Consider the following 24,315-nt stretch of genomic DNA (forward strand, 5'->3'; position numbering starts at 1 on the left):
CTGGGCGCGCTCGACGCGCGGGCGCGGGCGCGCTCGACGCCCTGGCCCACGTGCGGCACGGCGGCCAGGAGCTTCCTGGTGTACTCGGCCTTCGGGACCGAGAACAGCTCGGCGACCGTCGCCTCCTCGACGAGCTCGCCTGGTACATCACGGCGACACGGTCGGCCAGGTCGGCGACGACGCCCATGTTGTGGGTGATCAGCACGATCGACGTGCCGAACTCGTCGCGGCAGCGGCGGAGCAGATCGAGGATCTCGGCCTGCACCGTCACATCGAGCGCGGTGGTCGGTTCGTCGGCCACGATCAGGCCCGGGTCGAGCACGAGAGCCATCGCGATCACGACACGCTGCTTCTGCCCGCCGGAGAACTGGTGCGGGTAGTAGTCCACCCGCTTCTCCGGCTCGGGGATGCCGACGGTGCGCAGGACCTCGATCGCGCGCTGCCGCGCCTCCTTCTTCGAGACGGAGCCGTGGGCGCGCAGCCCCTCGGCGATCTGCCAGCCCACCGTGAAGACGGGGTTGAGCGCCGTCCCCGGCTCCTGGAACACCATCGCCACGTCGGTGCCGCGCAGTTCGCGCAGGCGCGCCTTCGGGACAGACACGACATCGGTGGCCGAGCTGCCGTCCTTCTTCGAGAGCAGCACGACGCCGGAGGCGGTGGCCGTCTCGGGGAGCAGACCCAGGATCGTCTTCGCCGTTACGGTCTTGCCGCTGCCGGACTCGCCGACGATCGCGAGCACCTCGCCGCGCTCGACACGGAGGCTGACCCCGGCGACGGCGCGGACGGCTCCGCGGTCACTCGCGAAGGCGACCTCGAGATCGGTGATGTCGACGATCGGGCGGCCGTGGCCACGATCGGTGCGCTGGTCGCTCATCGCGTCCCCTCCACTCCGGCGACGGGATCGTGCCCCGGCGTCTCCACGCCGTCGGCGGCGAGCACGCCGCCCGGCACGACGGATGTCGCGGCCACGTCTCCGGAGCCGGCGGCCACCGCGCGCCGACCACGCAGGCGCGGGTCGGCCAAGTCGTTGAGGCTCTCGCCGACGAGGGTGATGCCCAGCACCACCAGCACGATGGCCAGGCCGGGGAACACCGAGGTCCACCAGATGCCGCTCGTGACGTCGGAGAGCGCCTTGTTGAGGTCGTAGCCCCACTCGGCGGCCGAGGTCGGCTCGATGCCGAAGCCGAGGAACCCCAGGCCCGCGAGGGTCAGGATCGCCTCGGACGAGTTGAGCGTGAAGATCAGGGGCAGGGTCCGGGTGGCGTTGCGCAGGACGTGACGGAACATGATCCGCGGCGTCGACGCTCCGATGACCTTCGCCGACTCGACGAAAGCGTCGCCCTTGATCCGGACCGTCTCAGCCCGGATCACACGGAAGTACTGCGGGATGTAGACGACGGTGATCGAGACCGCCGCTGCGAGGATGCCGGCCCAGAGATTGGACTGGCCGCCCGAGATGACGATGGACATGACGATCGCCAGCAGCAGGGTCGGGAACGCGTAGATCGCGTCGCAGATCACCACGAGCACCCGGTCGAGCCAGCCGCCGAGGTAGCCGGAGACGAGGCCGAGGAAGACGCCGAGGAAGATCGAGAGCACCACGGCGACCACGATCACCAGGAACGCGGTCTGCGCGCCCCAGATCACCCGGGAGAGCACGTCGTAGCCGCCGACGGTCGTGCCGAGCAGGTGCTCGGCGCTCGGCGGCTCCTGCGCACCGAACGAGCCGTCTCCGTTGCGCAGCTGCGAGTACCCGTAGGGCGCGATCAGCGGGGCGAGGAGCGCGACCAGGAGGAAGGCGCCCGTGATCACGAGGCCGGTGATGAGCATCCCCCGCTGGAGGCCGACGCTCTGACGGAGCTGGCGGAGGACCGGCAGGCGGTCGACGAGGCGGCGGCGCGGACGCGCCGGGGCGGTGGTGCTCATGCTCAGTACCTCACTCGCGGGTCGATGAGCGCCGCGATGACGTCGACGATGAAGTTGGTCAGCGCGACGATCACCGCGAGCAGGGCGACGATGCCCTGCACGGCGACGAAGTCGCGCGCCTGGAGGTACTCCGCGAGCTGGAAGCCGAGGCCCTTCCACTCGAAGGTGGTCTCGGTGAGGACGGCCCCGCCGAGCAGCAGCGCGATCTGCAGGCCGATCACGGTGATGATCGGGATGAGCGCGGGCCGGTAGGCGTGCGTGCGGACCAGGCGGAACTCGCTCACTCCGCGGGAACGGGCGGCGTCGACGTAGTCGGTGCCCAACGTGCCGATCACGTTCGTGCGCACCAGGCGGAGGAAGATGCCCGCCGTGAGCAGGCCCAGCGCGACAGCAGGCAGCACCGCGTGCGAGAGTACGTCGCTGATCGCCGCCGGATCCCCGGTCTGGATCGCGTCGATGAGGTAGATGCCGGTCTTGTTCTCGAGGAACTGGAGCGAGAGCTCGGTGCTCGTGGAGGCCCTCCCCGCGACGGGGAACCACTTGAGCCAGACCGAGAAGACCAGCTTGAGCAGCAGGCCCGCGAAGAAGACGGGCGTGGCGTAGCAGAGGATCGCGAAGATGCGCAGCACCGCGTCAGGGGTGCGGTCGCGGTGGTAGGCGGCGAGCATCCCGAGCGGGATGCCGACGAGGAACGCCACGATCAGGGCGTAGAAGGCGAGCTCGACCGTCGCCGCACCGTAGGTGACCAGCACCTCGGTGACCGGGCGGCCGTCGCTGAGGGTGGTACCGAAGTCGCCGGTGAGCAGCTTGCCGAGGTACTCGAGGTACTGCACGATCAGCGGCCGGTCGTAGCCCGCCGCGGCGACGCGCTCGGCGAGCTGATCGGCGGTCAGGCGTCCGCCGAGCGCCGCGGTGATCGGATCGCCGGTCGAGCGCATGAGCAGGAACACCATCGTCACGAGGATGAAGACGGTCGGGATGATGAGCAGGAAGCGGACGAGCAGATAGCGCCCGAGTCCGCCTCCGGAGCCGCGCGGTCGCCGGGTGGGCGCCGTCGCCGCAGCCGTCGTGGCTGTCGTCACGTGATGCCTTTCGTGGAGAACGGCCGGCGCCTCCTGTCGGGGAGGCGCCGGCCGTGAGGGGTGGATCAGCCCTTGCTGAACGCGGCGTAGCGGACCTTGAACGACGCGTCGAGCGTGTCCTCGGCCCCGCTGACGGTTCTGCCGACGACCGCGACCTGCGAGCCCTGCAGGTAGGGGACGGTCGACAACTGCGCCGCGACCTTCTCCTGGATCTGCTCGATCAGCGCGGTGCGCTCAGCGGGGTCGGTGGTCGAGACCTGCTGGGCGATCAGACTCTGCACCTCCGCGTCGTCGTAGTGGTTCGCGAGGAAGTTCTCCTTGATGAAGAACGGTGACAGGTAGTTGTCGGCGTCGGAGTAGTCGGGGAACCAGCCGAGCTGGTACGCCGGGTAGACGTCGCTCGAGCGGTCCTTCGAGTACTGCACCCACTCGGTGGTCTGCAGGTTCACCGTGAAGAGCCCCGTCGACTCGAGCTGGTCCTTGATCAGCGCGTACTCGTCGCCAGAGGACGGACCATAGTGGTCGTTCGAGTACTGCAGGTTGAGCGTGACCGGGCCGGTGACGCCGGCGGCCGCGAGGGTCGCCTTGGCCTTCTCAGCGTCGGGCGCTCCGTTGCCGTCGCCGTAGAGCGACTTCAACGGCTCGACCGCGCCGGTCAGGCCGGCCGGGACGTAGGAGTACAGCGGGGTGTAGGTGCCCTTATAGACCTGGTCGGCGATCTCGTCGCGGTCGATCAGATCGGCCACGGCCTGGCGCACGGCCAGCGCCTTCGTGCTGTCGGCCTCTGCCGTCGTCGCGCCGAAGGGCTGGGTGTCGAAGTTGAAGACGATGTAGCGGATCTCGCCGCCGGGACCGTCGACGACCTTCACCCGGTCGTTGCCGCGCAGATCCTCGACGTCGGTCGCCGAGAGGCTGCGCAGGGCCACGTCGATGTTGCCCTCCTGGATGTCCAGTTTGAGGTTGGAGGAGTCGGCGTAGTACTTGACGTTCACGGTGCCGGTCCTGGCCTCGCCGAGCACGCCCTGGTAGTCGGGGTACACCTTGTACTGGATGAGATTGTTCACGTCGTAGTTCGCGATCGTGTACTGGCCGGCGAACGCGTTCCCCGAGACGATGTCGGTGTCGGGCGTGAGCTCGTCGGCCGAGAACACCTCTTCGTCCACGATCGGGCCGGCGGGGCTCGAAAGGATCTGCGGGAAGGTCTGATCGTTCTCGGACTTGAGCGTAAACACCACGGTCGTGTCGTCGGGAGCCGCGACGCTGTCAAGGTTCGCGAGCAGCGACGACGGGCCGTTCTCCGCCGCGATGCCGACCTGGCGGTCGAAGGAGAACTTCACGTCGGAGGAGGTGAGGTCGTGGCCGTTGGCCCACTTCAGTCCCTCCTTCAGCGTCACGGTGTACTCGGTGGGCGAGGTGAACTCGGCCGACTCGGCGATGTCCGGCTCGACGTCCGGGCTGCCGTAGGGAGTGTTCATCAGGAACGGGAACACCTGGTTCATCACGGCGAACGAGCCGTTGTCGTACGAGCCGGCGGGGTCGAGGCTGGTGATCTTGTCGGTGGTGCCGATGGTCAGGGCCCCTCCGGCGCTGCCGCCGGACGAGTCGTTCCCGCCGGCGGAGCAGCCCGCCAGCACGAGCGCGACCGCGGCGAAACCTGCCGCAGCGGCGAGTGCGCGGGTACCGCGGGTGGATGCGGATGTCATCTCCGTCTGCCTCTTCCTGTCAGGGATGGTATGCGGGCGCGCACAGGGCGCACGGACTCTCGGCACACAGGTCACCTGTGGGCAGTGGCGTCACGACGCTGGACGCCCGCATTGCTGTTCCTCAGTCGTAACACAGTTGAGAACCGACTCCGAACCCCAGCGGGGGTGCCGCGGATTTCTTCACACGACCGCAACACGCTCATCGGGAGCGCCTCACTCTGTGCGCAGCGCACGCTTCTGGCGCTCGAGCTCGACCAGCCGCACTTGCACCGCCCGCGACATCACGGGGTCGGCGGAGGCTCGCTGCAGCGCCCCGCGCAGCTCCGCGATCTCGCGAAGCAGGTCGCGCTCGATCAGCGAGATCGCCACATCGCGGGCGTAGCGGGTCAGGCCGGCCTCATCGGCGGCGGGGATCGGCGCGACGGCGAGCTGGCGCACCAGGGAGGCGAACGGACCGGGGACGTCGGCGGCGACGTGCTCGACCCAGTCGCGGTCCTCCGCCCGCTCGAGGTTCGCGACCACGGAGTCGCGCACGACGCGCAGGGTCTCGTTGGTGACGGCCGCGTGCGCGGCGCGCGTGAGCAGCTCCGAGCCCATCGCCTGGGGCAGCTGGAGCATCGCCATGAGCGCCTCGCGCTCGATCCGCGTGACGACGTCGACCGGAAGGTCGGCAAGGCGGGCGCCGAGCGGAGGCTCGACGGCAGCGCCCTCGCCGTTGCGCGGCTCGCCGTCCGGCGGCACGCGGTTCTGCCGATCGCGGTTCTGCTGATCGCGGTTCTGGCCACCGGAGGAGCGCGAGCGCGAGCCGGCGGACCGCACCGCGGAGTTCACCTCGGCCATGTCGAGGCCCAGCATGCGGGCGAGCTCGCGCGAGTAGCCGGGCCGGAGGGCCGGATCACGGATCTCAGCCACCACGGGAGCGGCCGCGCGTAGCGCCGCGATCCGCCCCTCGACCGTCTCGAGGTCGTAGCGGTCGAGCAGCTGACGGATGACGAATTCGAACATCGGCTTCTTGTCGTCGATCAGCCTGCGCACGGCGTCGTCACCCCGGTTCAGGCGTAGGTCGCAGGGGTCGAGGCCCTCGGGCGCGACGGCGACGAAGGTCTGGGCGGCGAAGCGGTGCTCCTCCTGGAACGCGCGCATCGCCGCCTTCTGCCCTGCCGCGTCTGGATCGAAGGTGAAGACCACCTCGCCCACTCCGCTGTCATCGCCGAGGACCCGGCGCAGCACCTTGATGTGGTCGACGCCGAAGGAGGTGCCGCAGGTGGCGACGGCGGTCACGACGCCGGCCAGGTGGCAGGCCATCACGTCGGTGTAGCCCTCGACCACGACCACCTGGTGGCCGCGTGCGATCGCCCGCTTCGCGAGGTCGAGCCCGTAGAGCACCTGCGACTTGTGGTACACGGGCGTCTCGGGAGTGTTCAGGTACTTGGGCCCCTTGTCCTCCTCGAGCAGACGACGGGCGCCGAACCCCACGGTCTGCCCGGTGACGTCTCGGATCGGCCAGACCAGGCGGCCACGGAAGCGGTCGTAGACGCCGCCCCGGTTGCTGCTGCTGACCAGTCCCGCCGCCGTCAGCTCCTCCTCAGAGAAGCCGCGGCGCGTGAGCGCGGTCGTCAGACCGTCCCACCCGTCGGGGGCGAAGCCCACTCCGAACCGGTCGGCCGCTGCACGGTCGAAACCGCGCTCGCCGAGGAAACGGCGGCCCACATCGGCTCCGGGAGTCGCGAGCTGCCCACGGAAGAACTCCTCGGCCGCGTCGTTCGCCGCGAGTAGCCGAGCGCGCCCGCCTGTCTCGGGAGCACGACCGCCGTCGTCCTCGTAGTGCAGCGGGAAGCCGATGCGGCCGGCCAGCCGCTCGACCGTCTCGCTGAACGAGGTGTGGTCCATCTTCATGATGAAGCTGTAGACGTCACCAGACTCCTGGCAGCCGAAGCAGTGGTAGAAGCCCGCCTGCGGTCGCACGTGGAAGCTGGGGCTCCGCTCGTCGTGGAAGGGGCAGAGGCCCTTGAGCGAGCCGACTCCGGCCGATTTGAGGGTGACGTACTCGCCGATCACGTCACCGATGTTGGTGCGCGCCTTGACCTCTTCGACATCTGACTGTCGGATCCGAGGCATGGGCTCCATCGTATCCGCCCGGGCCTCCCCCTCGGCGGGCTGCGCGGACTCGGGCAGGCGGGATGCGCTCCGGCTCGCCCGGTCGGCGCGATCCGACCTGCCGGAGGCGTTCCGTCCGGGCGGAGAGGGCCACGCAACCGGGTGCGGTGGCCCGCGTCAGCACAGCCGTTCGAACCAGGCCAGCGCGCTCTGATCGGTGAGGTTCGCCACCTGGTCGACGACCACTCTGCGGCGGGCCTCGTCGTGCGGGGCGGCGCGCCAGTCCTCGGCGAACCCCGGCTCGAGCGTGCCGGGGCCCCGCTCGAACAGGGTGTCGGCGAGTCGGGTGAGCACTTCGCGCTGCTGCGCGTAGATCGGCTGACGGGTGTTGCGCGACATCACGAAGGCGGCGACGATGCCCTTCAGCACGGCGATCTCGGCCTGCTGCTCCCGGGGGACGACCACGTGGCCGCCGAAGCGGACGAGATCGGGGTGCTGGTACGCCTCCCTCGTCGACTCGGTGGCGGCGGCGGCGAAGCGGCCGATGAGCTGGCTGGTCAGGTTCTTCAGCCGGGCCTGGTCGCGGCGCGAGCCGTCCCAGGAGGAGACCCAGACGTCGAGGGAGTCGAGGCGGTCGAACGCGGCGACGAGCTCCTCGTGGTCGACCTCGCCGCCGACCCAGGAATGCATCGACGTCACGAGCTCGTCGTGGTCGGCGCGGGAGCCGAGCGCCCCGACGTCGATGTAGCCGGAGACGACCGCATCCTCGAAGTCGTGCACCGAGTAGGCGATGTCGTCGGAGAGGTCCATCACCTCGGCCTCGATGCAGCGCACACCCTCCGGTGCTCCCTCCCGCATCCAGGCGAAGGCGGGAGCATCGTCGGCGTAGAAGCCGAACTTGGCGCGCCCCGACGGGTCGCGACCGAGCGGGTGTCCGGCCAGGGGTACTTGCAGCTCGCGTCAAGACTGGCGCGGGTCAGGTTGAGGCCGTAGGGCCGCTCGTCGTCGCCGAAGACTTTGGGCTCGAGCCGGGTGAGCAGGCGGAAGGTCTGCGCGTTGCCCTCGAAACCGCCGATGCCCTCGGCCCACGCGTTCAGCGCGCGCTCGCCGTTGTGGCCGAACGGCGGATGACCGATGTCGTGGGCGAGGCAGGCGGTGTCGACGACGTCCGGATCGAGGTCGAGGCTGGTGGCGAGCTCACGGCCGATCTGCGCGACCTCGAGCGAGTGCGTCAGGCGGTTGCGCGCGAAGTCGACGCCTGCGGTCGGGCTGAGCACCTGTGTCTTCGCCGCCAGGCGGCGCAGAGCACTGGAGTGGAAGAGCCGGGCCCGGTCGCGGGCGAAGTCGGAGCGACGGGTCGAGTGGTCCTCCGGGAGGAAGCGCTCGGTGTCGACGAGCGAGTACCCCCAGAGCGCACGGTCATCCACCGCTGTTGTGGATCTCGGCTGCCGAGACCGCGTCGCGCTGCACGGAGTCGAGCTCGCGGGAGTCGAGCCAGCGGTCGGGCAGGGACGGGGTCTTCGGGGATCCTGCACGCCCCCGCTGCCCCTCCGCGGCCTCGCCGGGGTACGGCTGCGACCAGTCGAGCGTTCCCAGCAGCTCGTCGAGCTGCGCGAGGGACTCGACCGTCGCGAGACGGGCGCGGAGGTCGCCGCCGACGGCGTAGCCCTTGAAGTACCACGCGACGTGCTTGCGGATGTCGCGGCAGCCCCGCTCCTCGCTCTCGAAGAAGTCGACCAGCAGCTCGGCGTGACGACGGAACGCCTCCGCGACCTGCCCGAGCGAGGGCCGGAAGCGCTCGTCGGAGCCGGCGAACGCCGCCGCGAGATCGCCGAAAAGCCAGGGCCGACCGAGGCAGCCGCGGCCGACGACGACGCCGTCGCAGCCGGTCTCGGCCATCATCCGCAGCGCGTCCTCGGCCGACCAGATGTCTCCGTTGCCGAGCACGGGGACGCTTGTGACCGCCTCCTTGAGGGTGGCGACGGCCGACCAGTCGGCGTGGCCGCTGTAGAACTCGGAGGCGGTGCGCGCGTGCAGCGCGATCGACGCGACTCCGGCCCCCTCGGCCGCCCGTGCGGCCTCGAGGTAGGTGAGGTGATCGGAGTCGATGCCCTTGCGCATCTTGACGGTGAGCGGGATCTCGCCCGCGGCCTTCACCGCGCCCTCGACGATCTGGCGGAACAGCGGAAGCTTCCACGGCAGCGCCGCTCCCCCGCCCTTCCGGGTGACCTTGGGCACCGGGCAGCCGAAGTTGAGGTCGATGTGGTCGGCCCTGTCCTCGGCGACGAGCATCGCAACGGCCTCGGCGACCGTTTTCGGGTCGACTCCGTAGAGCTGGATCGAGCGCACCGACTCGCTCGGGTGGTGGCGGATCAGGCGCATCGACTCCGGAGTGCGCTCGACGAGCGCGCGCGACGTGATCATCTCGCTGACGAAGAGCATTCCGGCGGCACCGGCCGTCCCGCCGGCACCGAGGCCGTCGCGAACTCTCGGCAGAGTCGGCGGAAGGCTGTGTTGGTGATGCCCGCCATGGGGGCGAGCACCACGGGCGCGTCGAGTTCGAGGGGGCCGATCCGCAGCGCCGGCGCGGTGCGCGTGGGCGGGGCCGCCGTGAGAGTGGAGGTCATCGGTATCGATTGTCCCAGATCCTGTGTTGGGGACGTCGGAACGACGAGCGGAGAGGTGGAGAGATGAGCGACAACGAACAGGTGGAGGAGGGCCGGCGGCGGTTCGCGGCGGACGCTGAGGCCCGCGGCCTGGCCATCGAGATCGTCGACCGGCCCGACGCCGGGAGCCTTGCCGAGGCGGCGGAGCTGCTGGGCATCGACCCCGGAGGGATCGTGAAGTCTCTCGTCGTCAAGCGCCACGACGGCGGCTACCTGTTCGCACTCGTGCCGGGTGGGCGCCAGATCGCCTGGCCGAAGCTGCGGGCGGTCGTCGGCGTGAACAAGCTGCGCCTCCCGGACGAGACCGCCGCGCTCGAGGCCACGGGCTACCGCCGCGGCACCATCACTCCGATCGGCTCCACCACCGCATGGCCCGTCTACGCCGACGAGCGGATCCTCGGCCGCCGTATCGCGATGGGCGCGGGCGCCGGCGGCCGCAGCGCCTTCGTCGACGCCGACGCGCTGGTCGCCGCCTACGGTGCGACCGTGGCCGACATCACGGTCGAGGAGCCTCCGCGCTGATCGGCGAAGCCACGTCGACGGGCGGCACGGCGCAGACGCCGCCCTCGCACACGGGCACGCCGGAGGCGCCGAGCATCTCGAACGGCCCGCTCACGCAACGACCGCCCGCTGCTCGAGGACGTGCTCGAGCACCTCGGTGAACGCTGCGGGCTCCTGCGCGCCCGAGACGCCGAAGCGACCGTCGAACACGAAGAACGGCACCCCCGAGATGCCGTACTCGCGGGCCTGCGCCAGATCGGACTGCACTGCGGCGAGGTACCGCTCGTCGTCGAGCGCCCGCCGAGTCTCTGCGGCGTCGAGCCCGACCTCGGCGGCGAGCCCCGCGAGCACCTCGGGGTCGGCGAGGTCGAGCCCCTCCACGAAGTAGGCGCTCAACAGCCGCTCCACGAGCTCGAGCTGGAGCCCCTGGGCCTTCGCGTGGTGGAGAGCCTGGTGGGCGGTGACTGTCTTGACGTGCTGCACCGTCTCGAAGTGGTAGTCGAGCCCGACGCTCGCCGCGATCCCTGTGACGGAGTCGAGCATCTGCTGCGCCTGCGCCTCGGGGATGCCCTTGTGCTCGGCGAGGAACGCTGCCTCTCCCCCGCGATAGTCCTCCGGGGTGTCCGGCGAGAGCTCGAAGCTCCGGTACTCGATCGCCACCTCGGGCGCCTCTGGATGCGCGGCACGGAACGCCTCGAGCCCACGCTCGAACCTGCGCTTCCCGATGTAGCACCACGGGCACGCGATGTCCGACCAGATGTCGACGGAGAGAGGATTCTGCACTGTGCTCACCACCAGGACAACCGCCGCGCCGGGCTCCTATTCCCGGAGCGCCCGGACGTCCTGGAGCACCCGGACGAGCTCGTCCACATCGGACTCGTCGTTCCAGAGGTGGAAGGCCACGCGCAGACGCCCGCCACGGCCCGAGACGCGCAGGCCCGCCGCCTGGAGGCGGGCGAGATCCGCCCCCTCCGCATCCGGCCACGACACGATCGCCCGGTGCTGCGGCTCGCGGTCGAGGCGCTCGCAGAGCGCGTCGCCGAGCCCGGAGGCGTGCGCCCAGACCGCGGCGAGGTCGAGCGAGCGGAACAGCTCGAGCGAGGCCTCTGCTCCCGCGAACGCCTGCCAGGCGGGTGACACGTCGAAGCGGCGCGCGTTCTCGGCGAGGTGCATGGCAGGCCCGTAGCACGAGGACCAGACGTCCTCTCCCGAGTACCAGCCGGCCTGCACCGGGACGAGCTCGGCGGCGTACTCGGGAGACACGGTCAGGAACGCGACTCCGCGGGGCGAGCAGAGCCACTTGTAGGCGTGGGTGAGCGTGGCGTCGAAGCGGGAGGCGTCGACCGGGAGGATTCCCGCGGCCTGGGTGAGATCGCATGCGGTGCGCACACCGCAGCGGGCGGCGGCTTCGATCACGGAGTCGAGGTCGGCGAGCGCTCCGCTGCTCGACTGGACGGCCGAGAACACCACCAGGTCGTCCGCCTCCTCGACGGAGTCGGCCAGCGCCTCCAGCGCGACGGACCGCACGACCACGCCGCGGTGGGCCTGTGCGAGGAAGGGGAAGACGATCGACGAGAAGTCGCCGTCGATGCAGAGCACCCGGGCGCCGTCCGGCAGCGAGGCCGCCAGGACCGCCGCCATCGCCGAGGTCTGCGAGCCGATCGCGACGCGCCCGGCGGGAACGCCGACGATGTCCGCGAATGCGTCCCGGGCCCGCTCCGCGACGGCTCCGTAGCCGACTGCCGTGTTCCCTCCCGACGACCAGCCGTCGAGGTCGGCGCGCAGAGCCGCCACCGTTTCGCGCGGCGGCAGGCCGAGCGTGCAGGCGTTGTGGTATCCGCGAGCACCGGAGAAGCGCGCTCGCAGGTCGGCCTGGTTCGGAAGGGCGGTACTCACCCCTCGAGGATGTCGCCCCAGCGACGGAACGCCAAGACGCGTCGGGCGTCGGGCGCGTCGCAGGAGTCGCGGCTCAGCGGGCCGCGAGAGCGTGGGCCCGCTCGATCACGGCGACGACCTCGCGCGCCTCCCGCACGTCGACCGGCGCCGGCGCTCCCGTGCGAAGGGTCTGCGCGACCTGCTCGAGGAAGGCGGCGTACGTCCGCGCTCGCTCGGCACCCGCCGCGACCCCGAGTCGTCGGTGAGCACGCCCCAGGCCCCGGCTGGAACCTCGCCGAAGCCCGGCTCCTCCGGCCGGGACCGGCCGGAGCGCAGTGCGGCCTCCTGGGGATCGAGGCCGTCGATCGAGAAGGCGCCCCTGCTGCCGAGCACGCGTAGGCGCGGGCCCGTTGCACGGGCGACGCGGCTCATCGTGAGGTGCGAGCGCACACCGCCCCCGTGCAGGAGCGAGACGAACGCGTCGTCCTCGCTCGCTCCTCCCGGATGGACGACGCGCGTCTCGGCGGCCGTCACGCTCGCAGGACCGAACAGCATCAGGGCCTGGTCGACGAGGTGACTGCCGAGATCGAAGAGGATCCCGCCACCCTCGTGCGTGCCGATCCGGTTCTGCCAGCGCCCCGTCTTCGGCGTGCTCCAGCGCTCGAAGGTCGACTCGAAGCGGAACACCTCGCCGAGCGCACCCTCGGCCAGCAGACGGCGCAGGGTGAGCAGGTCGGAGTCCCAGCGCCGGTTCTGGAACACGAACACGGGCGCGCCGCTCGCCTCGGAGGCGGCGATGATCGCGTCCGCGTCGGCCGTGCTCGGCGCGAAGGGCTTGTCGATCACCACCGCCGCTCCCGCGGCCAGGGCGGCCTCGGCCTGCTCGCGGTGCACAGACGGCGGAGTGGCGAGCACGACGAGATCGGGCTGCTCGGCGAGCACCGCCTCGAGGTCGGGAACGATCTGCGCCGCAGAATGGGCTGAGGCGGCGGAGGCGGCGCGATCCGGGTCTCGGGTGGCGACGGCGACCACCTCGAAAGCCGGGTCGGCCGCGAGGAACGGACCGTGGAAGACGCTGCCGGCGAGCCCGAAGCCGACGATGCCGACCCGGATCACGCGGAGGCTCCCGGCACGTCCACCGCGCCGCCGAAGCGCCGCGACCGACCGGAGTAGCGCTCGATCGCCTCCCACAGATCGGTGCGGCTGAAGTCCGGCCAGAGCCGGTCGAGGAACACCATCTCGGCGTAGGCGCTCTGCCAGAGCAGGAAGTTGCTGGTGCGCTGCTCGCCCGAGGAGCGCACGAACAGATCGACGTCGGGCAGCTCGGGCACGTAGAGCGCCCGCGCGATTGTCTTCTCTGAGATGCCGGACGGCGTGAGTCGCCCCGCAGCGACCTCTGCGGCGAGCCGCTGGACCGCGTCGGCGATCTCGGTTCGGCCTCCGTAGTTGACGCACATGGTGAGGGTGAGCACGTCGTTGCCGGCGGTCAGCCGCTCGGCGAACTGGAGCTCGTTGATCACGGAGGCCCAGAGCCGGGGCCTCCGACCGGCCCAGCGGATGCGCACGCCCCACTCGTTCAGCTGGTCGCGGCGTCGGTGCAGCACATCGCGGTTGAAGCCCATCAGGAAGCGCACCTCCTCGGGCGAGCGCTTCCAGTTCTCGGTCGAGAACGCGTAGACGCTGAGGTGCTTGACGCCGACCTGGATCGCGCCGGCCACCACGTCCAGCAGCGCCGCCTCGCCGCGCTTGTGGCCCTCGATCCTCGTGAGGCCGCGGGAGTTGGCCCACCGGCCGTTGCCGTCCATCACGATCGCGACGTGGGCGGGCACCGCCCTGCGCGGGATCGCCGGCGGCTGGATCCCGGTCCAGTCGAGGGGGCGGTACGGCTCGGCGTCCTTGTGTGTGAACGGCTTCATCGGGTGACGTGCTCCAGGGATCTCAGTCCGCGTTCGAGGTGGAACTGCGTGTAGGCGGCGACGACTCCGCTCGCTCGGGACCGCGTGGTCGGCTCGGTCGTCTCGGCGTGGGCCCAGTCTCCTGTCAGCAGGGCACCGAGCAGGACCACGACCTCGGGGGCGACGCGCGGGGCGCCGGGCGGCGTGCAGTCGGCGCAGACGACGCCTCCGAGCTGGATCACGACCGCGCCGTGCGGGCCTGGGGCTCCGCAGCGCGCGCAGTCCTCGAAGCTCGGGGCCCAGCCCGCGATCGAGAGGGCACGCAGGAGGTAGGAGTCGAGGGTGAGCACCGCTTCGTGCTCATGGCGAGAGAGCGAACGCAGGGCACCGACCAGGAGGAGGTACTGCTGCAGCGACGCATCGGCGTCGGTCAGCCGATCGGCCGTCTCGACCATCGCGCTCGCGGCCGTGTAGCTGTCGTAGTCGGCGGCGATCAGCGCCCCGTAGGCGCCGAGGGACTCGGCCTGCGTGACGATGTCGAGGCTCCGGCCCTCGTAGAGCTGGAGGTCGGCGACCATGAACGGCTCAAGCCGCGAGCCGAACTTCGAGCCGGTCTTGCGCACCCCCTTGGCGACGGCGCGGATCTTGCCGTGGCCGCGCGAGAGCAGGGTCACGATGCGGTCGGCCTCGCCCAGCTTGTGCGTGCGGAGCACCACGGCTTCGTCACGATAGGTGGGCATGGACGCGATTATCCTCCCCACCACCGACACCGGCCTGCACGCGGGGCCGGGCGTGGAACGATGGGCGTCGTGGCAGCGACTCTCTTCGTGATCCCGGCCTGGGCCGATCTGCTCGCAATCGCCATCGGCTGCCTGCAGGGCGCGATGTTCGCGGGAGAGTTCCGAGACCGCCGCATCGACCTGCTCGGAGTGACGATCATCGGCACGGCGACCGGTCTCGGCGGCGGCGTGCTGCGCGACCTGCTGCTGCAGACCCCGCTGGCGGCACTGCACACGAACGCGTACCTCCTGGTCGCGGTCGCCGCCTCCCTGCTCGGGATGCTGCTGCAGCACGTGCTGAACCGCGTCGACGGGACGATCACCGCCCTCGACGCGCTCACCCTCGGCCTGTTCGGCGCGATCGGCACGACCAAGGCGCTGGCGCTCGGCGTCCCGGAGGTGCCCGCGGTGTTCGTCGGGACCGTGTCGGCGGTCGGCGGCTCGGTCGTGCGCGACATCCTGCTCAACCGACCGATCGCGCTGATGCACGTCGGCTCGCTGTACGCGATCGCCGCGACGGCCGGCACCGTGGTGCTGGTGACGGCGCTGCGCTTCGGGATGGTGATCGACTACGCGGCACCGCTGGCCGTCGCCGTCACCACCGTGATCCGCCTCCTGGCGGTGCGCTACGGCTGGAGCCTGCCGGAGCAGCGGGCGCTCAGCCGGGTGCCGCGCCTGCGCTGGCGCGGCCGCGCCTGACGCCGGCACGCCGTCAGGGAGCGCGCCACCGTCGAGGGAGCCTCGGGGCGGAGGCTCCCTCGACGGTCCCGGGTTCCCTCGGGAAAGGGCGCGTCAGACGGAGGCGGTCGCCAGCTCGATCGCCGGAGTGGTCTCGCGCAAGGCACGGTTGACGGCCGACACGATCGCCTTCAGGGAGGCGGTCGAGATGTCGGCGTCGACGCCCACGCCCCACAGGGTGCGGCCGTTCACGGTGCACTCCACATAGGAGGCGGCGAGCGCGTCGCCACCGGCGCTCAGCGCGTGCTCGACGTAGTCCAGCACGTGCACGTCGATCCCCTGCTGTTCCAGCACGGCCTCGAAAGCGTTGATGGGTCCGTTGCCGCGCGAGCTCGCCGCGATGCTCTCGTCTCCGACCCGCAGGACGGCCTCGAGGGCGATGCTGCCGCCCAGGTCGCTCGAAGTGCTGGTGTGCATCAGCTCGAAGCGCCCCCACTTCTCGTCGGAGCGCTCGACGGGCGCCGGCAGGTACTCGTCCTGGAAGATCGCCCAGATCTGCTCGCTGGTGACCTCGCCGCCCCCGGCGTCGGTCTTGGCTTGGACCACTCCCGAGAACTCGATCTGCAGGCGGCGCGGCAGATCGAGCGCGTGGTCGGTCTTCAGCAGGTAGGCGACGCCTCCCTTGCCCGACTGCGAGTTGACGCGGATGACCGCCTCGTAGGAGCGGCCCAGGTCCTTCGGGTCGACCGGCAGGTACGGCACGGCCCAGGTGAGCTCGTCGACGCTGCGGCCCGTGCGCTCGGCCTCGGCCTGCATCGCCTCGAAGCCCTTCTTGATCGCGTCCTGGTGGGAGCCGCTGAACGCGGTGAAGACGAGATCGCCGGCCCACGGGCTCCGCTCGGGCACCGCCAGCTGGTTGCAGTACTCGGCGGTGCGCTTGATGCCGTCCATGTCGCCGAAGTCGATCTGCGGGTCGATGCCCTGGGTGAACAGGTTCACGCCCAGCGCGACCAGGTCGACGTTGCCGGTGCGCTCACCGTTGCCGAAGAGGCAACCCTCGATCCGGTCGGCGCCGGCCAGGTAGCCCAGCTCGGCGGCGGCGACGGCCGTCCCGCGGTCGTTGTGGGGGTGCAGCGACAGGATGATGTTCTCGCGCTGAGCCAGGTTGCGGCTCATCCATTCGATCGAATCGGCGTAGACGTTGGGGGTGGCCATCTCGACGGTGGCCGGCAGGTTGAGGATCACCTTGCGCTCGGGAGTGGGCTCGAAGACCTCGACGACACGGTCACAGATCTCGCGCGCGAAATCGAGCTCGGTGCCGGTGTAGCTCTCGGGCGAGTACTCGTAGTAGACCGTCGTGCCGGGGACGGTCGACTCCATCTCGCGGCACATGCGCGCGCCGGCCAGAGCGATGTCGATGATGCCCTGGCGATCCTTGCGGAACACGACCTCGCGTTGCAGCACGCTGGTGGAGTTGTAGAGGTGCACGATCGCCTGACGGGCGCCGCGGATAGACTCGTAGGTGCGCTCGATCAGATGGTCGCGCGCCTGCGTCAGCACCTGGATCGTGACGTCCTCCGGGATCGCGCCCTCCTCGATCAGACTGCGCACGAAGTCGAAGTCGGTCTGACTCGCGCTCGGGAAGCCGACCTCGATCTCCTTGTAGCCCATGCGGACCAAGAGATCGAACATGATCCGCTTGCGCTCGGGGCTCATCGGGTCGATCAGCGCCTGGTTGCCGTCGCGCAGGTCGACCGCGCACCAGCGCGGCGCGGTCGTGATCCGCTGGGTCGGCCAGGTGCGATCGGGCAGGTCGACGGTGATCTGCTCGTGGTAGGGCCGGTACTTGTGGATCGGCATGGGCGAGGGCTTCTGGGTGTTCTGCATGGTGTGCTCTCCTGGCGCGGGGACGCGCTCGTGTCTGGTCTCGCTCGGGTCTGTGCCCGCTCGAACGGTGTGCCCGCTCGAACGATGCGGGCTCGAGTCCGATGCGGTTCCGAGCCCGGTCCGGCTCGCGTGCGTCCGGGCGGGATCCGCGTGCGGACGGACTCGCTGGCGAGGGTGTGGTCAGCCGACGGCGAACTCCGCGACGAGGGGGGCCTGAGGATCAGATCTCGTCGCGGCAGCTAAGAAGGAGCAGACCGACGCGCACGCGGCCAGGCTAGCACCGCCCCGCGAGGCGACACACCCCGGGCGCGGCTACGCGACCAGCCCGTTCTCGTAGGCGTAGACGACGAGCTGCACGCGATCGCGCAGGCCGAGCTTGCCGAGGGTGCGGCTGATGTGCGTCTTGACGGTCGCCTCGCTGAGGAACTCGGCGCGGGCGATCTCGGTGTTGCTCAGACCCCGGGCCGCGTGATGGAAGATCTCGCGCTCGCGATCGGTGAGGGTCGCGAACTCGGCCGGAGTCTCACGGCCGCTGCCGGCCGCACCGAAGTGCTCGAACAGCTCGCGGGTGGCGGAAGCGGCGACGACGGCCGTGCCCGAGTGCACCGTGCGCACCGCAGCGAGCAGGAACCCGGGCTCGGTGCCTTGAGCAGGAAGCCGCTCGCCCCGGCCCGGATCGCCCGGGCCGCCGCCTCGTCGAGGTCGAAAGTGGTCAGCACCAGGATGCGCGGAGCCTCGACGCCCCGGTCCGCGGCGTCGGCGAGGATCCGCCGGGTCGCCTCGATGCCGTCGACACCCGGCATGCGGATGTCCATCAGCACCACGTCTGGAGCGAGCCGCGCCACGAGAACCGCACCCTCGGCTCCGTCGGAGGCCTCGCCCACGACCTCGAGGTCGGGCTGCGACCCGAGCAGCATGCGGATGCCTGCGCGGAAGAGCGCCTGGTCGTCGACCAGAACGATGCGGATGGACTCGGTCATGCGGTTCGGCCTCCAGTGGCGATGGGCGGAGCAGTGCCGACGTCGCGGGCGGGCGACGCGGCGGAGGGGAGGCGAGCGTCCACGACGAAGTCCTCCCCCACGGAGCGGGCGGCCAGGGCGCCGCCGACGAGAACGGCGCGCTCGCGCATACCGACCAGACCGTGTCCGCCGCCGGAGCCGGGCTCACTCTCGACTCCGGAGCGGCGCGCGTTGCTCACCCTCAGCGTGAGCTCGTCCTCCTCGCGCCGGAGCGCGATCTCGATCGGCGAGCCGGGGCGGCCGTGCCGGAGCGCGTTGGTGGTCGCCTCCTGCACGATGCGGTAGAGAGCGAGCCCGACGGCGCGGGGCACCTCGTCGAGGTCGAGCTCGAGGTCGGCGCGGACCGGGGCGCCGGCGCTGCCGACGCTCTCGAGGAGCGCGGGCAGGTCGCGGGCGCCGGGCTGGGGACCGTCGGTCTGGGAGTGGCGGAGCTGAGCGAGCAGCACTCGGACATCGCCGAGCGCATCTCGGGCGACCGTCGAGATGGTCAAGAGAGCCGCGTCCGTCTGCTCCGGGCTCGACGCGCCGAGATAGCGGGCGCCGTCGGCCTGGGCGATCACGACCGCCAGGGAGTGGGCGACCACGTCGTGCATGTCGCGGGCGATGCGGTTGCGCTCCTCCACGGCGTCGAGCTCGCGCTGGGCCCGTGAGCGCTCCTGTTCGGCCTGAGCGCGGAGGGTCTGCCCCTCGCGGGCGCGGCCGACGGCACGCGAGAGGAGGCCGACGGTCCACGAGAGGCCGAAGGTGGCGAGGATCCCGCCTGCGGTCGCCGTCACCGTGAAGGGAGCGTCGGCGGTGCCCGAGAGCAGGTCGTAGACGACGATCAGGTAGGCCACGGCGACGACGGAGCCGAGGACGGCGGAGACCGCGCCGGCGGTCCGCACGCGGCGCGACGTCGACGCTCCGGTGCCGAAGAGCACCACCAGGATCGCGACGTCGGCCGGGCTCGGCGAGAGCTGCAGGCTCATCTGCAGCGCCGCACCGAACCACGCGACGGCGAGAGCGAGCGGGGGCGAGCGGCGGTGCAGCACGAGTGCGACGGCGAAGACACCCGAGAGCAGGATCTGCATCGCCTCGCCCGTCTCGGTGAACGGGACCGCAGCGATGAACAGGAGCACGAGGCCCTGCCCGCCCGCGATCCCCACCGAGAACGGATCCTGGGGACCCGCGACCCGGGTGACGAGGGCCTCGACCCGGTCGTCGGGACCGATCGGCGCACGCAGAGCCAGGACGAACACGAGGACTTGGGCGCCGCTCAGGAACGAGGCGACGAGCAGCGCCACGACCGCGAGGACGAGGAACTCGACGTGGGTGGGAAGAGCGGACAGGCCCGCGGTGCCGGAGAGCTCGAACGCGACGACGATCCCGCCGGCGCCGGCGAGGACGAGACCGCCCACGAGGGCGAGCGCCCGGGTCCACGGCCCCAGTCGCCGCGTGGTCTGCCACAGCACGAGTAGACCGACGAGCACGCCGTCGACAGGGATGCCGCCGATCTGGATCCCCCCAGCGGTGAGCACTCCGACCGCGACGAGGGACGGGGCGAGGGCCGGGAGCAGCGCGGCGACCGCGAGCGCGAGGGCCACCAGCAGGGAGCCGGGGAGCCGCTCCGGCGGGAGCAACCCGATGAGCGCGAGTGCGAGGTGGAGGCCGGCGAGGACCACTCCGGCGATCGGCAGTGTCGCCGGTCGGTCGGAGAAGGCACGCATGGAGTCCACGCTACGGGTCCGCGCACCGCGCGGAGTCGTCCGGCAGGGTGATCGGCGTCCTCCGGGAGACGGCGGGCGCGCGGCGGCGGGTCGGGGCCCGATACCGGCTCCGCACGGTCAGAAGCCCAGTCGCCCCAGCAGCTTTGGATCGCGCTGCCACTCCTTCGCGACCTTCACCCGGATCGACAGGAACACGCGGCGCCCGAGGAGACGCTCGATCTGCTCCCGCGAGACCGCACCCACCTCGCGCAGACGCTGTCCGCCCTTGCCGATGATGATGCCCTTCTGGCTGTCGCGCTCGACGAAGACATTGGCGTAGATGTCGATCAGCGAGCCGTCCTCGCGCTCGACCATGTCGTCGAGCGTGACGGCGAGCGAGTGCGGCAGCTCGTCCGAGACACCCTCGAGCGCCGCCTCGCGGATGAACTCGGCGACCCGGGAGAACAGGTCCTCGTCGGTCACCGCCTCCTCCGGGTACAGCGCGGGTGAGACCGGCATCAGACGCAGCAGCTCCGCGGCGAGCAGGTCGAGCTGCTCGTCCGTCACGGCCGAGATCGGCACGATGGTGTCCCACTCCCGCAGCTCCGAGACGGCCAGGAGCTGCTTGGCGACGGACTTCTTCGACGACAGGTCGACCTTCGAGACGACGGCGACCTTGCGCGCCCGGGGGAAAGCGTCGAGCTGCTCGTTGATGAAGCGGTCGCCAGGGCCGATCGGTTCGTCGGCGGGGAAGAGCATCCCGATCACGTCGACGTCGCCGAGCGTCGAGGTGACCAGCGAGTTCAGCCGCTCGCCAAGGAGGGTGCGCGGCCGGTGGACGCCGGGGGTGTCGACGACGATGAGCTGCCCGTCCGGGCGGTGCACGACTCCGCGGATCGCGCGCCTCGTCGTCTGCGGCTTGGAGCTGGTGATCGCGATCTTCTCGCCGACCAGGGCGTTGGTCAGCGTCGACTTGCCCACGTTCGGGCGGCCGACGAACGACACGAAGCCCGCCCGGTGCGGTGCGGTGCTGGGAGTGTGGTCTGTCATCGTGCGTCCTCGTTCCGATCGCCCGCGCTCGCGGCTCCGCGGGTGGGAGCCGTGCTCGGGCTGGGGGTGGTGGTGCCGCCGTCGGCGATGATCGCGACGGGGCCGGTGCCGGGCTCGCCGACGGTGTCCAGATCGGGATCGCGGCGGACGATCACCGTAGAGATGGTGCCACGACGCGGATCCGCCTGCTCGGCCTCGAGGATCACGCCGCCGATGCGGGCGGTCGCGCCACGCTCGGGCAGGCGCCCGTAGGCCTTGGTGAGCAGGCCGCCGACGGAGTCGACGTCGTCGTCCTCGAGGTCGAGCTCGAACAGCTCGCCCAGCTCGTCGACGGGCAGGCGCGCCGAGACACGGTAGACCCCGGGCGACGTCTCCTCGAACAGGTCGACCTCGCGGTCGTACTCGTCCGAGATGTCGCCGACGAGCTCCTCGATCAGGTCCTCGAGCGTGACGAGACCGGCGATGCCGCCGTACTCGTCGACGACCATGGCCAGGTGGTTGGACTCGAGCTGCATCTGTCGCAGCAGCTCGTCGGCCTTCTTCGACTCGGGCACGAACAGCGCCGGCCGGGCTAGCTCCGCGACCGTGTCGGAGTCATCCGGCCGCTCGTACGTGTGCCGGGCGACGTCACGGAGGTAGAGCACCCCGAGAACGTCGTCGACGCCCTCGCCGATCACCGGGAGCCGCGAGATCCCGCGGCTGAGCAGGAGGCCCATGCCGGCGCCCACCGAGGAGGTCGCCTCGATCGTCACCATGTCGGTGCGCGGCACCATCACCTCGCGGACGAAGGTGTCGTTGAACTCGAAGATGGAGTGGATCAGCTCGCGGTCGTCCTGCTCGAGCACATCCTGCTCGGTGGCCTCGTCGACCATGCTCAGCAGCTGCTCCTCGGAGGAGAACCCGGCCGATCGGCCGGTGCCCGGCGTGACACGGTTGCCCAGGGCGACGAGGCCGTGCGCGACGGGGCCGAGCGCCACCCGGAGCACGTGCACGAGAGAGGCGCTCGTGCCCAGCACGGCGCGCGCGTGCGCTCGACCGACGCTGCGGGGGCTGGAGCCGACGAGCACGAATGAGACCGCGGCCATGATCAGGACCGCGAGCAGCAGAGCCAGCCAGAGCTGAGCGACCTCGACCACGAGCACCGTGGTGACGAAGACGGCGGCCGTGGTCTCGGCCGCGATCCGCGAGAAGTTGACGACGTTGACGTGGGCGCTCATGTCGCCCGCGATCGCCCGGAGGGCGCGCGCACTGCGGGAGTGCTGGGCCATGTCGAGCAGGTCGCTGCGCGAGAGGACGCCGAGCGCGGCGTCGGTCGCGGCGAACCATCCGCCGACGGCGACGAGCGCGAGTGCGGCGATGAGGAGCTGGAGAGTGGGCACGGCGCGCTCTAGCGGCGTCGCTCGCTGATGTGGAAGCCGACAAGGATGTCGCGCTGGATGCCGAACATCTCGCGCTCCTCCTCAGCCTCGGCGTGGTCGAAGCCCAGGAGGTGCAGCAGCCCGTGGGCGGTCAGTAGCTGCAGCTCGTCGAGCACCGAGTGGCCCGCGGCCTCGGCCTGCGTCTGCGCGACCTGAGGGCAGAGCACGATGTCGCCCAGGAGCCCGGCCGGCGTCTGCTCGTCCTCGGTGCCGGGCCGCAGCTCGTCCATCGGGAAGCTGAGCACGTCGGTCGGCCCCGGCTCGTCCATCCACTGCACGTGCAGCTGCTCCATGGCGCCCTCGTCGACGAGCACGATCGCGAGCTCTGCGTCGGGGTGCACGTGCAACGAGTCGAGCGCGTAGCCGGCCAGGCGCAGCAGCGCCGCCTCGTCGACGGGGACGCTCGACTCGTTGTTGATCTCGATGCTCACGGGATGCGGGGTTCCTTCGGTCGGGTCGTGGCGGGCGGGCTCAGCCGCGCGGGGGCTGGCGATCGCCGGACGCGCGGGCCGCGCCTCCGCGGCGCTCGGCCCGGTTGGCGAACTCGCGCGCCTGCTCGCGCTCGAAGTGCTGGGCCTGCTTCTGCTGGTCGTACTCGGTGTACGCATCGACGATGCGGCCGACGAGGCTGTGGCGCACCACATCCTCGCTGGTCAGGCGCGAGAAGTGGATGTCGTCGATGTCGTCGAGCACCCGTGTCACGAGGCGCAGGCCGCTGGCGCCGGTCGGCAGGTCGACCTGGGTGATGTCGCCGGTGACCACCATCTTCGAGCCGAAGCCGAGGCGGGTGAGGAACATCTTCATCTGCTCGGGTGTGGTGTTCTGCGCCTCGTCGAGCACGACGAACGAGTTGTTGAGGGTGCGGCCGCGCATGTAGGCGAGGGGCGCGACCTCGATCGTGCCGGCCGCGAGCAGCTTCGGGACGATCTCGGGGGTCCATCATCTCGTTGAGCGCGTCGTAGAGCGGCCGCAGGTACGGGTCGATCTTGTCGGTGAGCGAGCCGGGCAGGTAGCCCAGCCGCTCCCCCGCCTCGACCGCCGGGCGGGTGAGGATGATCCGCTCGACCTCCTTGCGCTGCAGCGCCTGCACGGCCTTCGCCATCGCCAGGTAGGTCTTACCGGTGCCGGCCGGGCCGATCCCGAAGACGATGGTGTTCTGATCGACCGCGTCGACGTACTCGCGCTGGCCGAGGGTCTTGGGGCGGACACTCCGGCCCCGCGCGGTGAGGATCGCCTGGCCGAAGGCCTCGGCCGGACTCACCGGCCCGCCGTTCTGCAAGATGCGGGCGGACTCGCGCACGCCCTCCGGATCGAGGTCGTGCCCGCTCGCGGTCATGCGCACCAGTTCTTCCACCAGGCGCGTCGCGGCGACGACGGGCTCGCGCTCACCCTCGAGCGTCACCTCGTTACCGCGTACGTGCACTCGGACATCGGGGAATCGTCCTTCGACCGCCCGGATGAGGCGGTCCTGAGGGCCGAGGAGTCGCACCATGGCGACCCCGTCGACGGCGACGACGCGGCGCGTCGTCTCGGGAGCATCCGGGCCTGCGGCGGGGCGCTCATCGGGCTCGCGCCCGTGTTCTCAACCGGTGGCAAGGGAGCCTTCCGTGTGGTGACCGCCCAGGACGTGGGCGTGGACGTGGAACACGGTCTGGCCCGCCTCTGCTCCGGAGTTGAAGACGAGGCGGAACTGACCGTCGCTGTGGGCGTCGGCGAGCGACTGGGCGACCTGCACCATCTCGGCGAGCAGAGCCGGATCGGCCGCAGCGAGAGCGGCGACCGTCGGATGCTCCTGGGTCTTGGGGAACACGAGCAGGTGCACCGGGGCCTGGGGGGCGATGTCGGTGATCGCGAGGATGCGCTCGTTCTCGAACACCACGTCGGCGGGGATCTCGCCACGGGCGATGCGCGTGAAGACGGTGGGTTCGCTCATACAGCCATCTTAAACGGGCCTCGGCCGCGCCTGGCGCTCCGTTCGCCCACGGCGCGCGACGCGCGCGGCCGCGCAGGGCTGTGGAGGAGGCTCACCAGCGGCCCAGCCGCGCCGAGAGCAC

General features: G+C 70.9%; 17 protein-coding genes and 5 pseudogenes. 2 read left to right on the forward strand and 20 right to left on the reverse strand.

Going from position 1 to position 24,315, the window contains the following annotated elements:
- The 7 genes and pseudogenes from ACH61_RS05815 to dusB all read right to left on the reverse strand — a co-directional run.
- A pseudogene (locus tag ACH61_RS05815) lies at positions 1 to 874 on the reverse strand (ABC transporter ATP-binding protein); the annotation flags it as partial.
- Positions 871 to 1,926 carry an ABC transporter permease gene (locus ACH61_RS05820; protein WP_068209742.1) on the reverse strand — a complete coding sequence of 352 codons (1,056 nt, stop codon included), beginning with the start codon at positions 1,924 to 1,926 and terminating at the stop codon, positions 871 to 873. The gene ACH61_RS05820 and the pseudogene ACH61_RS05815, both read right to left, overlap by 4 nt.
- 2 nt (positions 1,927 to 1,928) lie before the next feature.
- On the reverse strand, positions 1,929 to 3,008 hold the full coding sequence (locus tag ACH61_RS05825; protein ID WP_068209744.1) for an ABC transporter permease: 1,080 nt from the start codon (positions 3,006 to 3,008) through the stop codon (positions 1,929 to 1,931).
- A 65-nt stretch (positions 3,009 to 3,073) separates the two neighbouring features.
- Positions 3,074 to 4,711, reverse strand: a complete 1,638-nt coding sequence (locus tag ACH61_RS05830) for an ABC transporter substrate-binding protein (protein ID WP_068209747.1) — start codon at positions 4,709 to 4,711, stop codon at positions 3,074 to 3,076.
- 213 nt (positions 4,712 to 4,924) lie between these two features.
- A complete protein-coding gene (dnaG, locus tag ACH61_RS05835) occupies positions 4,925 to 6,829 on the reverse strand; it encodes a DNA primase (protein WP_068209750.1) in 1,905 nt (634 codons plus the stop codon).
- Between the two features lie 156 nt (positions 6,830 to 6,985).
- Positions 6,986 to 8,235 (reverse strand): annotated as a pseudogene (locus ACH61_RS05840) (deoxyguanosinetriphosphate triphosphohydrolase).
- Positions 8,228 to 9,435, reverse strand: a pseudogene (dusB, locus tag ACH61_RS05845) (tRNA dihydrouridine synthase DusB). The pseudogenes ACH61_RS05840 and dusB overlap by 8 nt, the downstream one beginning before the upstream one ends.
- Positions 9,436 to 9,498: 63 nt before the next feature.
- On the opposite strand from dusB, the gene ACH61_RS05850 reads away from it, so the two are divergent.
- Positions 9,499 to 9,996, forward strand: a complete 498-nt coding sequence (locus ACH61_RS05850) for an aminoacyl-tRNA deacylase (RefSeq protein WP_068209753.1) — start codon at positions 9,499 to 9,501, stop codon at positions 9,994 to 9,996.
- 90 nt (positions 9,997 to 10,086) lie between these two features.
- Here ACH61_RS05850 and ACH61_RS05855 read toward each other — a convergent pair whose 3' ends face one another.
- From ACH61_RS05855 to recO, 5 genes are all read right to left on the reverse strand, one after another.
- The gene (locus tag ACH61_RS05855; protein ID WP_068209779.1) at positions 10,087 to 10,758 is read right to left on the reverse strand and encodes a DsbA family oxidoreductase; all 672 of its coding nucleotides are present in this window, start codon (positions 10,756 to 10,758) and stop codon (positions 10,087 to 10,089) included.
- A 36-nt stretch (positions 10,759 to 10,794) separates the two neighbouring features.
- On the reverse strand, positions 10,795 to 11,871 hold the full coding sequence (locus ACH61_RS05860; protein WP_068209756.1) for an aminotransferase class V-fold PLP-dependent enzyme: 1,077 nt from the start codon (positions 11,869 to 11,871) through the stop codon (positions 10,795 to 10,797).
- 105 nt (positions 11,872 to 11,976) lie between these two features.
- Positions 11,977 to 12,966: a Gfo/Idh/MocA family protein gene (locus ACH61_RS05865; protein ID WP_236713565.1), complete on the reverse strand. Its 990-nt coding sequence runs from the start codon at positions 12,964 to 12,966 to the stop codon at positions 11,977 to 11,979.
- The gene (locus ACH61_RS05870) at positions 12,963 to 13,766 is read right to left on the reverse strand and encodes an isoprenyl transferase (protein WP_068209759.1); all 804 of its coding nucleotides are present in this window, start codon (positions 13,764 to 13,766) and stop codon (positions 12,963 to 12,965) included. The genes ACH61_RS05865 and ACH61_RS05870 overlap by 4 nt, the downstream gene beginning before the upstream one ends.
- The gene (gene recO, locus ACH61_RS05875) at positions 13,763 to 14,485 is read right to left on the reverse strand and encodes a DNA repair protein RecO (RefSeq protein ID WP_068209762.1); all 723 of its coding nucleotides are present in this window, start codon (positions 14,483 to 14,485) and stop codon (positions 13,763 to 13,765) included. Before recO ends, ACH61_RS05870 begins: the two co-directional genes overlap by 4 nt.
- A 69-nt stretch (positions 14,486 to 14,554) precedes the next feature.
- Here recO and ACH61_RS05880 point away from each other — a divergent pair, with 69 nt between their 5' ends.
- Positions 14,555 to 15,223 (forward strand): trimeric intracellular cation channel family protein, encoded by a 669-nt coding sequence (locus ACH61_RS05880; protein ID WP_236713566.1) that lies wholly within the window; start codon positions 14,555 to 14,557, stop codon positions 15,221 to 15,223.
- Positions 15,224 to 15,316: 93 nt separating this feature from the next.
- Here the strand turns inward: ACH61_RS05880 and leuA are convergent, their stop codons facing one another.
- The 8 genes and pseudogenes from leuA to ACH61_RS05920 all read right to left on the reverse strand — a co-directional run bounded on the left by leuA (position 15,317) and on the right by ACH61_RS05920 (position 24,194).
- On the reverse strand, positions 15,317 to 17,089 hold the full coding sequence (leuA, locus tag ACH61_RS05885; protein ID WP_068209768.1) for a 2-isopropylmalate synthase: 1,773 nt from the start codon (positions 17,087 to 17,089) through the stop codon (positions 15,317 to 15,319).
- Positions 17,090 to 17,401: 312 nt separating this feature from the next.
- Positions 17,402 to 18,069: pseudogene (locus ACH61_RS05890) on the reverse strand (response regulator).
- Positions 18,066 to 19,814 carry a sensor histidine kinase gene (locus tag ACH61_RS05895; protein ID WP_082845055.1) on the reverse strand — a complete coding sequence of 583 codons (1,749 nt, stop codon included), beginning with the start codon at positions 19,812 to 19,814 and terminating at the stop codon, positions 18,066 to 18,068. Before ACH61_RS05895 ends, ACH61_RS05890 begins: the two are co-directional and overlap by 4 nt.
- Positions 19,815 to 19,931: 117 nt before the next feature.
- Entirely contained in the window at positions 19,932 to 20,843 is a 912-nt protein-coding gene (era, locus tag ACH61_RS05900; protein WP_068209771.1) for a GTPase Era, read from the reverse strand.
- Positions 20,840 to 22,222, reverse strand: a complete 1,383-nt coding sequence (locus ACH61_RS05905) for a hemolysin family protein (protein WP_068209773.1) — start codon at positions 22,220 to 22,222, stop codon at positions 20,840 to 20,842. The genes era and ACH61_RS05905 overlap by 4 nt, the downstream gene beginning before the upstream one ends.
- Before the next feature lie 8 nt (positions 22,223 to 22,230).
- Entirely contained in the window at positions 22,231 to 22,692 is a 462-nt protein-coding gene (ybeY, locus tag ACH61_RS05910) for an rRNA maturation RNase YbeY (protein WP_056044301.1), read from the reverse strand.
- A gap of 40 nt (positions 22,693 to 22,732) precedes the next feature.
- Positions 22,733 to 23,753 (reverse strand): annotated as a pseudogene (locus ACH61_RS05915) (PhoH family protein).
- Between the two features lie 90 nt (positions 23,754 to 23,843).
- Positions 23,844 to 24,194: an HIT domain-containing protein gene (locus ACH61_RS05920; RefSeq protein ID WP_068209776.1), complete on the reverse strand. Its 351-nt coding sequence runs from the start codon at positions 24,192 to 24,194 to the stop codon at positions 23,844 to 23,846.
- Between the last annotated feature and the right edge of the window lie 121 nt (positions 24,195 to 24,315).

The sequence above is a fragment of the Rathayibacter tanaceti genome (assembly GCF_001634385.1).
Classification (GTDB): Bacteria; Actinomycetota; Actinomycetes; order Actinomycetales; family Microbacteriaceae; genus Rathayibacter; species Rathayibacter tanaceti.